The 12,611-nt window shown below is 74.7% G+C and carries 14 protein-coding genes; 9 read left to right on the forward strand and 5 right to left on the reverse strand.

The window, feature by feature from the left end:
* Positions 1-184 precede the first annotated feature (184 nt).
* Together rpmB and ADJ73_RS15025 are read left to right on the forward strand one after the other, a co-directional pair.
* Positions 185-379, forward strand: a complete 195-nt coding sequence (gene rpmB, locus ADJ73_RS15020) for a 50S ribosomal protein L28 (RefSeq protein ID WP_050348939.1) — start codon at positions 185-187, stop codon at positions 377-379.
* Between the two features lie 38 nt (positions 380-417).
* Positions 418-1,581: a DUF418 domain-containing protein gene (locus ADJ73_RS15025; protein ID WP_050348940.1), complete on the forward strand. Its 1,164-nt coding sequence runs from the start codon at positions 418-420 to the stop codon at positions 1,579-1,581.
* Here the strand turns inward: ADJ73_RS15025 and thiL are convergent.
* Positions 1,526-2,629, reverse strand: coding sequence for a thiamine-phosphate kinase (gene thiL / locus ADJ73_RS15030; RefSeq protein ID WP_082177043.1), 1,104 nt, complete (start codon positions 2,627-2,629; stop codon positions 1,526-1,528). The two genes, ADJ73_RS15025 and thiL, sit on opposite strands and share 56 nt — an antisense overlap.
* A gap of 119 nt (positions 2,630-2,748) precedes the next feature.
* Here thiL and ADJ73_RS15035 point away from each other — a divergent pair, with 119 nt between their 5' ends.
* The 6 genes from ADJ73_RS15035 to ADJ73_RS15060 all read left to right on the forward strand — a co-directional run bounded on the left by ADJ73_RS15035 (position 2,749) and on the right by ADJ73_RS15060 (position 7,784).
* A complete protein-coding gene (locus tag ADJ73_RS15035) occupies positions 2,749-2,982 on the forward strand; it encodes an Lrp/AsnC family transcriptional regulator (RefSeq protein ID WP_019287944.1) in 234 nt (77 codons plus the stop codon).
* 11 nt (positions 2,983-2,993) lie between these two features.
* Positions 2,994-3,470 carry a DUF3515 family protein gene (locus tag ADJ73_RS15040; RefSeq protein ID WP_253272603.1) on the forward strand — a complete coding sequence of 159 codons (477 nt, stop codon included), beginning with the start codon at positions 2,994-2,996 and terminating at the stop codon, positions 3,468-3,470.
* 43 nt (positions 3,471-3,513) lie between these two features.
* Positions 3,514-4,497, forward strand: a complete 984-nt coding sequence (locus tag ADJ73_RS15045) for a cation diffusion facilitator family transporter (RefSeq protein ID WP_050348941.1) — start codon at positions 3,514-3,516, stop codon at positions 4,495-4,497.
* Between the two features lie 113 nt (positions 4,498-4,610).
* Positions 4,611-5,651: a metallophosphoesterase gene (locus ADJ73_RS15050; protein ID WP_050348942.1), complete on the forward strand. Its 1,041-nt coding sequence runs from the start codon at positions 4,611-4,613 to the stop codon at positions 5,649-5,651.
* 52 nt (positions 5,652-5,703) lie between these two features.
* On the forward strand, positions 5,704-6,669 hold the full coding sequence (locus ADJ73_RS15055) for a GNAT family N-acetyltransferase (RefSeq protein WP_050348943.1): 966 nt from the start codon (positions 5,704-5,706) through the stop codon (positions 6,667-6,669).
* Positions 6,670-6,719: 50 nt separating this feature from the next.
* Positions 6,720-7,784, forward strand: coding sequence for a trans-sulfuration enzyme family protein (locus ADJ73_RS15060; protein ID WP_050349508.1), 1,065 nt, complete (start codon positions 6,720-6,722; stop codon positions 7,782-7,784).
* A gap of 61 nt (positions 7,785-7,845) precedes the next feature.
* Here ADJ73_RS15060 and ADJ73_RS15065 read toward each other — a convergent pair whose 3' ends face one another.
* The gene (locus tag ADJ73_RS15065) at positions 7,846-8,862 is read right to left on the reverse strand and encodes an NAD(P)H-dependent glycerol-3-phosphate dehydrogenase (protein ID WP_050348944.1); all 1,017 of its coding nucleotides are present in this window, start codon (positions 8,860-8,862) and stop codon (positions 7,846-7,848) included.
* Positions 8,859-9,584 (reverse strand): lysophospholipid acyltransferase family protein, encoded by a 726-nt coding sequence (locus ADJ73_RS15070; RefSeq protein WP_050348945.1) that lies wholly within the window; start codon positions 9,582-9,584, stop codon positions 8,859-8,861. Before ADJ73_RS15070 ends, ADJ73_RS15065 begins: the two co-directional genes overlap by 4 nt.
* Before the next feature lie 128 nt (positions 9,585-9,712).
* On the opposite strand from ADJ73_RS15070, the gene cofC reads away from it, so the two are divergent.
* Positions 9,713-10,417, forward strand: a complete 705-nt coding sequence (cofC, locus tag ADJ73_RS15075) for a 2-phospho-L-lactate guanylyltransferase (RefSeq protein WP_050348946.1) — start codon at positions 9,713-9,715, stop codon at positions 10,415-10,417.
* Here the strand turns inward: cofC and ADJ73_RS15080 are convergent.
* Together ADJ73_RS15080 and ADJ73_RS15085 are read right to left on the reverse strand one after the other, a co-directional pair.
* Positions 10,385-11,485, reverse strand: coding sequence for an SLC13 family permease (locus tag ADJ73_RS15080; RefSeq protein ID WP_050348947.1), 1,101 nt, complete (start codon positions 11,483-11,485; stop codon positions 10,385-10,387). The genes cofC and ADJ73_RS15080 overlap by 33 nt on opposite strands.
* Before the next feature lie 245 nt (positions 11,486-11,730).
* Entirely contained in the window at positions 11,731-12,339 is a 609-nt protein-coding gene (locus tag ADJ73_RS15085) for an HU family DNA-binding protein (RefSeq protein WP_050348948.1), read from the reverse strand.
* Positions 12,340-12,611: the final 272 nt, after the last annotated feature.

Below are 12,611 nucleotides of genomic sequence, written 5' to 3' on the forward strand. Positions count from 1 at the left end.
CGAGAGCTCGGACACACCCTGGCCGTCCCGCGACGACCGGTGGTGCGGTGCCCCCGGTCGCGGACGGTTTGGTGGGAGCCTCGCCCGTCGGCTACTCTTGAGCGGTTGCCCCAGCACCAGAGCGCCATCCTTGGCGCGACCACGGGGCGAGCCCCGACTGTCAAACGAATGTAGGAGATCACCCGTGGCTGCCAACTGCGATGTCTGCGGCAAGGGACCGTCCTTCGGTCACAGCATCTCGCACTCGCACCGTCGCACCAAGCGGACCTGGACGCCCAACATCCAGCGCGTCAAGGCTCTGGTCGGCGAGGCGGGCGTGACCCCCAAGCGACTCAACGTCTGCACCTCCTGCCTCAAGGCGGGCAAGGTCAAGCGCTGACGCTGCATCGACACCCAAGAGGGCGGCATCCGTGGAGGATGCCGCCCTCTCGTCGTCCCGGGCCGTCCTCGCGGCTCGTCGCCGTGGACGTCGCGCGGTGCCTGGCGCTGCTGGGGATCCTGGTCAACCACCTCGTCGGGGGGATGCCGAGCCTGCTGCTGTGGGACGTGCACGCGGTGCTCTTCGCGACGCTGGTCGGGGTCGGCGCGCACCTCGGGACCGTCGGCGGCCGGGCGAGCTCGACCGTCCGCGCCGGGGTCGTGCGGGCCGGCGTCCTCGCGGTGGTCGGCCTCGCGCTGGCGGACCTGGGCACCCGCGCCGCGATCGTGCTGCTGACCCTCGCCGTGGTGACCCTCGTCGCCACCTGGGCCGCCCGCCGGCCCACCAGGACCGTCCTGGTCGCCGCGGCCGTCCTCGCCCTCGTCTCCCCCGCCCTCGCCCGGGCCGGTCGGGCCGCGTCGTCCGGGCCCGGTCTCCCCGACGTCGGGTGGAGCGACCTGGCGGACCCGCCGCACGCGCTGGCGACCCTGCTGTGGGCGACGTCCTACCCGGCAGCGGTCTGGCCGGCCTTCGGGCTGCTCGGCGTCGCCGTGGCCCGGGCCTTCCTGCCCGGCGACGGCAGACCCCCACGCCCGGTCTCCCTGGCGCTGGCCGGGGGCGCGCTGGTCCTCGCCGGGCGGGTGAGCAGCATCCTGGTGCTCGCGGTGACCGGGCGGACGGCGCTGCTGGACGCAGAGGCCCGGGCCGCGCTCGAGCACTCCGGCCTGCCGGACGACGCCGACCGCCTCGCGCTCGTCGGGCCCTACCTGCCGTCGACGCCGAGCCTGCTCGTCAGCGGCGGCCTCGCCCTGCTGGTCCTCGCCGCCGTCTGTGCCGTATGCCGCCTCCCCCGCGTCCCGACCAGCCCGCCCGCCCGGGCCCTGGCCGACCTCGGCAGCATGACCCTGTCGGCCTACACCCTGCACGTGCTGCTCCTGCCGCCGACCGAGCGGGTGCTCGCCGCCCACCCCGGGCTCGACCCCTGGTGGGTCTACGCGGCCCACGTGGGGCTGCTCGCCGCCGTCCTGCTGACCTGGCGTCGCGTCCTGCCGCGACCCCTGGCACCGGGTCCGCTGGAGTGGTTGACCCGCCGGGCGATCACCGCCGTCAGCCCGCGAAGTGGTCCCACCCCTGACCCTCGACCGGCTCGCCGTCGAGCGTGACGCGCGGCAGGGCGTCGTCGGCCTCGACGACGCGCCCGATCACGCTCCACTGCTCGTCCGGGTCGGTCTGGTCACGCAGCAGGGCGCTGTCGGCCGGGAAGGTCGCGATCAGGGAGTGCTCCTCGCCCCCGGTCAGCACCTGCCTCCACGCGACGTCCCGCGGCAGGACGTCGGTGATGGGCGGGTCGACGAAGCCGCGCTCCAGGGCCCCACGGTCGAGGTCGATGCGCACGCCCGACGCGCGGGCGATGCGGCCAGCGTCCCGCACCAGACCGTCGGACACGTCCATCATCGCGGTCGCGCCCGCCGTCGAGGCCACGACCCCCGAGGAGACCGAGGCCACCGGGGTGCGGTGGTACCACATGAGCACGGTGCGAGCGCTCTGGTCGGTCCAGCCGGGCGGGGGTTCGGTGCCCCTGAGGTAGGGCTCGGGCTGGCCCGGATCGGTCTCGCCCTGGTCGTAGAGCCACCAGCCGGCCCCCGACCACCCGAGCGAGCCGTGGACGGCCAGCACGTCCCCGACCCGCGCGCCGGACCGCAGCACCGGGTCGCGGCCCTCCAGGTCCCCCAGGGCGGTGACCGACACCATGACGACCCCGTCGGGCGCCCCCGACAGGTCACCGCCGACCACGGGCACGGCATACCACCTCGCCTGCTCGGCGAGCCCGCGCGAGAACTCCTCGGCCCACCGGGCCGGCAGGTCCCCGTGGGCGGCGAGGGTCACGAGCAGCCCGGTCGGCCGGGCGCCCATGGCGGCGATGTCGGCGACGTTCTGCGTGACGAGCTTGGCCCCGACCTCGGCCGGCGTGGACCACTCGTCCCGCCAGTCGTGGCCGAGGACCATGGTGTCCGTCGTCGCCACCACCGACCCCGAGGGCGCCGCGACCACCGCGGCGTCGTCGCCCGGACCGAGCAGCACGTCCGGGGTGGGCGTGAAGAACGGGAAGATCCGCGACAGCAGCCCCTCCTCGGACAGGTCCCGCAGCCGCGGCTCCTCGCCCGCACGGTCGGCCCGACCAGCACCGTGACCTGCAGCGTCGCCTGACATGCGGACCTCCTTCGAGCGGGCGCAGACCGACACGCTACCGTGGTCGCGAGGCGGCACCGCCCTTGGTCCCGCACGGCCGCAGCGACGCGGCTGTCCCGCAGCACGAGTGGAGGATTCGCATGGTCCAGGCCTACATCCTGATCCAGTCCGAGGTCGGCAAGTCGTCCCAGGTGTCCGAGTCGGTCGGAGCGATCGACGGCGTCGTCAAGGCCGAGGAGGTCACCGGTCCCTACGACGTGATCGCCCGCGTCGAGGCCGAGAACGTCAACGAGCTCGGCCAGCTGGTCATCGCCAAGATCCAGGACATCCAGGGCATCACCCGCACCCTGACCTGCACCGTCGTCCACGGCTGACCCGCCCCGTCGTGGCGCTCGGTCACCTCGACCGCCGGGTCCTCGTCACGGCCACCGCGCTGGCACTCCTCGCGGTGGCCGTGACGCTGTGGGTGCTGCGACCCCGCCCCGTCGAGGTCTCCCCGGCCGCCGCCGACGGCTCGCCCGCGTGCCGGCAGGCGGCCCAGCGGTGGCCCGACGCCGTCGCCGGTCTCGAGCGACGCACCGACCTGCGCGGCGCCACCAGCGCCGCCGCCTGGGGGGACCCCGCGATCATCGCGCGGTGCGGGGTGCCCGCCCTCGGCCCCTCCACCCAGCAGTGCGTGCAGGTCGACGGGGTCGACTGGGTGGTCGGTGACCTGTCCGACGGGCAGCGGCTGACGTCATACGGCACCGACCCGGCGATCGAGGTGCTGGTCCCGCGGACCTACGCCCCGGCGCCGCTGCGCGTCTCGCCGTTCGCGGCCGCTGCCAAGGCGCTGCCCCGCACGGGGCACCGCTGCAGCTGAGCAGGAGCCGCCGCCGACGCCGCCCAACCCGCACAATGGGCCGGTGACCGACTCCAGCAGCAGCACGCCCACCGCCGAGCGCCCCGGCGGAGAGAGCAAGGGCGGCGAGAGCCTCCTGACCGTCCTGGTGGCCCTCGGCGCCAACGCCCTCATCGCCGTCGCCAAGAGCGTCGTGGCCGTGATCACGGGCTCGGCCTCGATGGTCGCCGAGGCCGCCCACTCCTGGGCCGACGCGGGCAACGAGATCTTCCTGCTCCTGGCCGAGCGCAAGTCCGGCCGGCCCCGCGACAAGTCCCACCCGCTCGGCTACGGCCGCGAGGCCTACGTGTGGTCGATGTTCGCGGCCTTCGGCCTCTTCACGGCCGGGTCGGTGGTCTCGATCTGGCACGGCATCACCTCGCTGCAGGCCGGCGAGGCCGAGACCGACTACCTGCTCGCCTACGCCGTCCTCGGGGTCGCCTTCGTCCTCGAGGGGATCTCCTGGCTGCAGGCGATGCGCCAGACCCGCGCCGAGGCAAAGGCGCGCGGCGTCTCGGCCCTGCGCTACGTCTGGGGCACCCCCAACCCCACGTTGCGGGCCGTGGTCGCCGAGGACACCGCGGCGCTGATCGGCATCGTGATCGCCGGCCTCGGCATCCTGCTCCACGAGCTCACCGGCAACCCCGTGTGGGACGCCGTCGGCTCCATCCTCGTCGGGGTCCTGCTCGGCGTCGTCGCCGTCTTCCTCATCGACCGCAACCGGGACTTCCTGACCGGCCAGACGGTCTCCCCCGACATGCGCCACCGGGCGCTGCGAGCCCTGCTGGACCACCCGGAGATCGAGCGGGTCACCTACCTGCACCTGGAGTGGGTCGGCCCCGAGCGGGTCTTCCTCGTCGCTGCCGTGGACCTGGCCGGCGACGCCCCCGAGCACGACGTCGCCACGGTGCTGGACCGGCTCGGCGACGAGCTGCGCACCCACCCCCTCGTCGAGGAGGCGGTGCTCACCCTGGCCACCCCGGACCGCCCCGCCCTCGTGCTGGACTGACGGCAGCGCGTTCCGCCCGCAGTGTTGGTCGCCCGGTCGCCTGCGCGTCGTCCCCGCGTCACCCGCCGGGGAGAGCATGCGGGGCATCCGTCCCGCACTCCCTGGAGGCCCCCATGCGCACCCGCCTCGTCGTCGCCGGTCTCGGCGCCGCCACCCTCACCCTGAGCCTGACCGCCCCCGCCCTGGCCGGCGACCACGACCACGGCCGCCACAAGGGCCGCGACGACGGCTACACCTTCGCGGTGATCGGGGACACGCCATACGGCGCGGCCAAGATCGCGAGGTTCCCCCAGGACGTGGACCGGATCAACGCCGACCGCGACGTCCGGCTCGTCATCCACGTGGGCGACATCAAGAACGGCTCCACGGTCTGCTCCGACGACTACTTCCGCTGGGTCAAGGGGCAGTTCGACCGGTTCGAGGACCCGCTGGTCTACACCCCCGGCGACAACGAGTGGACCGACTGCCACCGCCCCAACAACGGCGCCTACGACCCGCTCGAGCGCCTCGCGACGATCCGGCGCACGTTCTTCCCGCAGCCCGGCCAGACCCTCGGCAAGCACCCCATGGCCGTCAACCCGCAGACCGCCATCGGCTTCCCGGAGAACGTCCTGTGGTCCCGCGCCGGCGTGCAGTTCGCCACCGCCCACGTGGTCGGGTCCAACAACAGCTTCGCGCCGTGGACGGGCAAGACCGGGCCGACCCCGGCCCAGCTGGCCGACGCCGTGGACCGCACCGCGGCCGCCGTCACCCAGATCCACCGGGCCTACGACGAGGCCCGCCGCACCCGCGCCAACGCCGTGGTCATCGCCCTGCAGGCCGACATGTTCGACCCCACCTACGACGGGTGGAAGCTCGAGGAGAACAACGCCTTCATCCCGGTCATCAAGGCGCTGACCGAGGAGTCCAACCAGTTCGCCGGCGCCAGCTACCTCTTCGACGGCGACTCGCACCGCTACAACGACGACTACCCGCTCGCCCCCGGGTCGGTGTGGCTGCAGCGCTACGGGCTCACCACCCCCGCACCCAACCTGCACCGCATCACCGTCGACGGGTCCGACGCCGCCGACGACTACCTCAAGGTCACCGTCGACACCAAGGTCAAGGAGGGCTCCCGGGACGTCCTGTCCTACGTCCGGGTGCCGCTCGGCTGACGCCACCCGCGCCCCCGCCGGTCGCCGGCGGGGGCGTGAGAGGGTGGGCGCCATGACCCTCCCCGCCGTGCACCTCGGGCGGCGGTATGCCGTCCGCCTGCGCACCCCCGCCTCCCCCACCGGCGGCCCCGGGGCCCGGGACGTCGTGGGCACGCTCGTCGCGGCCGACGCGGCCACCTGGGCGCTGCTGCCCGAGGACCGCCCCGCCCAGGTGATCGAGGTCGCTGATGTGCTGGCGGTGCGGGCCGTCCCGCGCCGCGTCGTGCGGCTGACCTCCTCCGTCGAGGACGTCGAGCGTCTGGCGGCCCGCGGCTGGCCGGGCCTCGGCCAGGAGCGGCTCGGCGGATGGGTGCTGCGCGAGGGCGCCGGCTACACCGGTCGCGCCAACTCCGCGCTGGTCGCCGGGGACCCGGGCCTGCCGGCGACCACCGCCGTCGAGCAGGTGGAGCGTTGGTATGCCGACCGCGGCCTCCCCCCACGCTTCCAGCTCGCCTACCCCCTCACCGGCCCCGACGACCCCGCCGGGCCGGTGGACGCAGTCCTCGCCGAGCGGGGCTACCAGGTCGTCACGCCGACCTTCACCTTCGTGACCGACCTGCGGGGCGCGCGGCCGGCGCCCCTCGGCGACCTGGAGGCCCGCTGGGCCGACGACCCGGACCAGGAGTGGCTGGGCCCCGAGAGCCCGCTGCACGGGCGCCACCCGCGGGCGGTCGAGGTGATCACGGCCTGCCCGGCCCGCTACCTGACGCTGCGGGCGCAGGGTCGCTTCGTCGCGCGGGCGCGGCTGGTCGTCACCGACGACTGGGCCGGCCTGACCGAGCTCGTCGTCGACCCGCCGGCCCGGGGCGCCGGGGTGGGGCGGCGGGCCATGGGCGAGCTGACCCGGGAGGCCACCGGGCGGGGGGCACGGTTCGGCTACCTGCAGGTGCTGCAGGCCAACGCCCCCGCCGTGGGCCTCTACGACGCGCTGGGGTGGCGCCGGCACCACCGCTACCACTACCGGGCCCGCCCGTCCTGAGCCCCGGGCACCGGGTGCCGGTGGACGGGCGGGCGGCATACGGTGACGTCATGTCCGATCACTGGTCCCCCGCCACCCGCGCCGTCGCCCTGGGGCGGCCGCCCCACGCGCCCGGGGCCCCGGTCAACCCGCCGCTGGAGCTGTCCACGACCTATGTCGCCGGCGGGGACCGGCTCTACGCCCGGGTGGGCAACCGGACCTGGGACGCGTTCGAGGAGACGCTGGGGTCGCTCGAGGGCGGCTCGGCGCTGGCCTTCGCGAGCGGGATGGCCGCGGTCTGCGCCGCGCTCGACCTCGCCCCCCACGGCGGGGTGGTGGTGGCGCCCGACGGCGCCTACAACACCACGGTCTCGCTGCTGGACTCCTGGGTGGCCACCGGCCGACTGGCCGAGGTGCGGCGGGTCGACCCCTCGGACGCGAGCGCCGTCGCCCGGGCCACCCGCGGCGCCGACCTGGTGTGGCTCGAGTCGCCGACCAACCCGCTGCTGGTCGTCGCCGACGTGGCGACGGTCGCGCACGTGGCGCGCTCGCACGGCGCGATCTCGGTCTGCGACAACACCTTTGCCACGCCGATCCTGCAGCAGCCGCTCGACCTGGGGGTCGACGTGGTGGTGCACTCGGCCACGAAGTACCTCGCCGGTCACTCCGACGTGCTCCTCGGCGCCACCGTCACCCGGGACGCCGCGATCGAGGAGCGGCTGCACACCCACCGCACCCTGACCGGCGGGGTGCCGGGGCCGCACGAGACCTGGCTGGCGCTGCGCGGGATCCGCACGCTGGCGCTGCGGGTGGAACGCTCCGGCGACAACGCCCGCGTCCTCGCCGAGCGGCTGGGCGCGCACCCGGCGGTGACCCGGGTGCGCTACCCGGGGTGGGGGGCGATCGTGTCGGTCGAGGTCGGCAGCGTCGCCCGGGCGGACGCGCTGAGCCGCGGCACCCGGCTGTGGACCCACGCGACGAGCCTCGGCGGCGTGGAGTCGCTGCTGGAGCGACGCCGCCGCCACGCCAACGAACCCGCCGTCGTGCCCGAGGATCTCGTGCGGCTGTCGGTCGGGATCGAGGACGTCGAGGACCTCTGGGCCGACCTGCGGCAGGCGCTGGACGCGCTCGCCTGACGCGGACCGTCGCAGCCCGAAAAGGCGCGAGAAGACCCGTGAAGGCCCGGACCAGCCCGGGTCAGCGGCGCTCAGACTTGCGGGCGCGGGACATCAGGGCGGTGACGACCTCCTGCGGGTCCCGCCCGTCGTGCACGACCGCCGCGACCTGCTCGACGATCGGCATGTCCACGCCGACCGAGCGGGCGAGCTCCAGGATCGACTCGGCGGACTTGACGCCCTCGGCAACCTGACGGGTCTCGGTGACGACCTCCTCCACCGTCATCCCCTGCCCCAGCTTGACCCCGAACGAGTGGTTGCGCGACAGCGGGGACATGCAGGTGGCGATGAGGTCGCCGACCCCGGCCAGGCCGGAGAAGGTCAGCGGGTCCGCCCCGAGCCGCACGCCGAGGCGCGTCGTCTCGGCCAGGCCGCGGGTGATGATCGACGCCTTGGAGTTGTCCCCGAGCCCGAGGCCCTCGGCCATGCCGACGGCGAGCGCGACGACGTTCTTGGTGGCGCCGCCCAGCTCGCACCCGACCACGTCGGTCTCGGTGTAGGGCCGGAAGTAGGGGGTGGCGCAGTGGTGCGCCACCCGCTCGGCCGTCTCGCGCGAGGAGGACGCGACGACGCTGGCCGCCGGGTCCCGGCGGATGATCTCCCGGGCCAGGTTGGGCCCGGTCACGACGGCGACCTGCTCGGCCGGGACCCCGCCGACCTCGCTGATGACCTCCGACATCCGCTTGCCGGTCCCGAGCTCGATCCCCTTCATCAACGACACGTATGCCGCCCCTGCGGGGAGCGACGGGGCCCAGGTCTCCAGGTTGGCGCGCAGGCTCTGCGAGGGCACCGCGAGGATGACCGCGGCCGCGTCGGACACGGCCTCGGCGACGTCGCTGGTCGCGGTGATCTCCTCGGGCAGCCGCAGCCCGGGGAGGTACTGCGCGTTGGTGTGGCGCTCGCGGATCTCGTCGGTGACCTCGCTGCGGCGGCCCCACATCACCACGTCGTTGCCGGCGTGGGCGAGGATCGTGGAGAAGGCGGTGCCCCAGCTGCCGGTCCCGAGCACCGCGACCCGGGATCGCGTGGCGCTGCTCACGAGGCGCTCCCCCGCCTGCGCAGGTCGTACCTCTCGGCGGGGGCGGGCTCTCCGCGCAGCTCCTCCAGGAGCCGCACGATGTCGGCGATGATCCGGTCGGTGGCCTCCCGCACGACCTCCCCGGTGACGGGCTGACCCTGCAGGTCGTCCAGGTCCACCGGGGGCCCGGCGAGGACGTGGACGGTGCGCCGCGGCCACAGCCGCAGCCGCCCGGAGTAGGGGGCCATGACCTCCTGGATGCCCCACTGCGCCACCGGGATCACGGGGCAGCCGGTCTCCAGCGCGATCCGCGCGGCGCCGGTCTTGCCGGTCATCGGCCACATCTGGGGGTCGCGGGTGATGGTGCCCTCGGGGTAGATCGGGACGGTGCGACCGGCCCGGATCGCCGCGATCGCGGCGCGGTAGGCCTCCACGGCCCGTCCGGTGTTGCGGTAGACGGGGATCTGCTGGGCCTTGGTGATCAGCCAACCGAAGAAGGGCACCCGGAAGGCGGCGTCCTTGGCGAGGAAGAACGGTGGCCGGCCGTTGTCGTAGAGGAAGTGCGCGAGCATCAGGAAGTCCAGGTGAGACAGGTGGTTGCCGCAGACGACCACCCCGCCGGGCCGGTCCAGGTGCTCGGCGCCGCGCCAGTCCCGTCGGACCAGCGGGACGACCCCGGACTTGGCGATGGCGACGCAGACCCGGTAGGCCCACGGCAGCCGCACCTTCGGCTGTCGGCCCACGGTGCTCCTCCCGATCGACGAGCGGCCGGGAGGACCCGGCCGGCTGACCCGCACCCGCCATGATCGCCGAGCGTCCGCGTGCTGTCGACCTTTGGGCCGGGCGCGCCGCGCCTGCGAGGATGCCACCGATGTCCGATCACCCCAGCCCCCACCCCTTCCCCTGGCGGATCGTCGTGCCCGTGAAGGACACCGTCCGTGGCAAGTCCCGCCTCGAGCCGCCGGACGGCGTCTCCCGCAACCTGCTCGCCATGGCCATCGCGCTGGACACCATCAACGCCGCGCGGCACTGCGTCGGTGCCGCCGCCGTCGTCGTAGTCACCCCCGACGCCGCGCTCGCAGCCCACGCGCGCACCTGGGGGGCCGAGGTCGTCGAGGACCCGGGCGGCGGGTTGGACGCGGCGCTGCGCGCCGGCGAGGCGTATGCCGTGTCCCGCGCCGCCGAGCTCGGTGGCGCGGCACCCGGGGTCGCCGCCCTCCTCGGCGACGTGCCGGGCCTGCACCCGGACGACCTCACCGCCGCCCTCACCGCCGCGGCCTCGGTCGAGCGCGGATACGTCCCGGACCTCGACGGCACCGGCACGGTGCTGCTGACGGCGGCCCCGGGGCGTCTGCTGGAGCCCGCCTTCGGGCCCGGCTCGGCGGCGCGCCACGGCGAGCGTGCCACCGACCTCACCACGCTGGTCGACCTGCCCGACCGGCTCCGCCTGGACGTGGACGACCGGGCCGCCCTGCGGCGGGTGGCCCGCCTGGGGGTGGGGCGGCATACGGCCATGGTCCTGTCGCTGGGCGAGCCGGACCGCTCACCCGCGGAGCACGCCCAGCGTCGCGGCTGACGCGGCCACCGCGAGGACGGCGCAGACCGCCCCGGCCAGCGCGAGCCGCCCGAGCCGCCAGCGCACCCCCGCCGACCGGCAGCGCTGCAGCCACAGCAGGGTGGCGAGCGAGGCCCAGGGCGTGACGAGCGGGCCCACGTTGGCGCCGACGAGCACGGCCATGAGCCGGGTCGGGTCGCCGGCCCCGGCAGGTTCCAGCGCGAGGTAGGCCGGCAGGTTGTTGACCACGTTGGCGCTGACCGCGGTGACGCCGGCCACGCGCAGCAGGTCGCCGGTCGAGCCGCCCGACCCGGCCAGCGCGACCAGCGGGTCCAGGTGACCGGCCTGGTGGGCCCAGGCCACCACGGTCGTCAGCACCGCGAAGCCCGCGACCATGGCCCACGGCAGCTGCAGCCCGCGGAGCGCGGCGGGGTGGCGCCACGCGGTGGCGGCGGCCAGCACGGCCGCCCCGACCGTGGCGACGACCCACGGCTCGAGCCCCGCGGCGAAACCCGGCCCGGCGAGCAGGCAGACCCCCGTGGCGATCCGCAGCAGCACCCGGTCGTGCGGGGCCGCGGGCGGGTCGATCGAGTAGGTCGAGCGCAGGTCGCGATGGTGCAGCAGGGCCACGAGCAGCAGCGTCACCGCGATGCTGACCAGCCCCGGGCCGAGCGCGAGCCGCAGGTAGCGGGCGTGGCCGACGCCCTCCGACTGCAGGCGTTGCAGGGCGAGCAGGTTGGTGAGGTTGGACACCGGCAGCAGCAGCGACCCGGTGTTGGCCACCCACAAGGTGGTCAGGGCGAAGGGGCGCGGCCGCACCCCGATCTGGCGTGCCAGGGCCAGCCCCACCGGCGTGAGCAGCACCGCGGTCGTGTCCAGCGACAGGACGGCGGTGCAGACGACCGCGAAGCCCGCGAAGAGCAGCCACACCAGCCAGGTCCGGTGCCGTCCCTGCCGGGCCACCTGGTGCCCCACCACGTCGAAGACGCCCGCGCGCTCGCACAGCTCGGCCACCACCGTGATGGCGAGGAGGAAGGCGACCACCGGGAGGATCCGGGCCAGCGCGCCCAGGATGGTCCCGATCGTCACCCGCGCATCATCCCCGACGGGCGCGCCACGCTGTGGTCGCGGCTCGCAGGGTGGTCCCGGTCAGGACGCCGCGAGGGGGCGCCACCGGCCTCCTGCCGCCCCGCCCCATCTTTGCCCTCCGGTCGTCGAGAGGCGACACCTGGGGGTTGTGGCGGCGGGATGACCCCGATCTGTCGCCTCTCGACGAGGGGCGAGGTCGGGGTGCGGCGGGCGGTGGTGGCGCCCCCTCGCGGTGCCGTGCGACGTCACTTCTTGGGCGTGGCCTTCTTGGTCGAGCGGGACGCGGGGCGCGGCGTCGCGACCTTGGCGGCCGAGGTCTTCTTCGCGGTGCTCTTGGCGGCGGTGCTCTTGGCGGCGGACTTTGCGGCCGTCGCCTTCTTGACCGTCGCCTTCTTGGCGGTGCTCGCGGTGGTGCTCTTGGCGGCGCGCTTCGTGGTCGCCGCGGCGGCCGTCTTGCTCGTGCCCCGCTTGGCCGCCGTGGCCTTGGCCGTGGTGGCTGTGGTGGTCGTGGCCGCGGGCGAGCCGAGGGCGGAGGCGGAGTTGGCGCGGGCGCCGGCGACACCGCTCTTGGGGAGCTTCTTGGGGTCGGAGACGACGTCCTTGAACTGCGTGCCCGGGCGGAACTTCGGGACGTTGGTCTTCTTGATCCGGACCGTCTCGCCCGTGCGCGGGTTGCGACCGGTGCGGGCGGCCCGCGCGGCGCGCTCGAAGGTGCCGAAGCCGGTGATGCCGACCGACCCTCCCTTGGCCACCTCACGGATGATGACGTCCACGATGGCCTCGACCGCGTCGGATGCGGCCTTGCGACTGCCGAGTCGACCCTCGAGGGCGTCGAGCAGGTCTGCCTTGTTCACGATGCCTCCACGAATCCCGATGTGCGCCCGGCGGACTGCCGGTCGTCCCAGGCGAGGGTGACGCTGCAGCCTGGTGCCGCACCGACCTTCGACCTGGCATCGACGGTAGGGAAAATGAGTCGCCGCGTCCACGGTTTGTCAAACCTGGACCGGTTGCGGGGCAAGGACTTTGGGCATGACCGCTGCGATCCCGCCGCCGTGCGCCCGGACGTCACCCCCGACCGCCCGGCGCCGACAGCCGCCTCACCCGAGCCGCAGCGAGCCACGAAAAA

It is taken from the genome of Arsenicicoccus sp. oral taxon 190 (assembly GCF_001189535.1).
In the GTDB taxonomy this organism is placed as follows: Bacteria; Actinomycetota; Actinomycetes; order Actinomycetales; family Dermatophilaceae; genus Arsenicicoccus.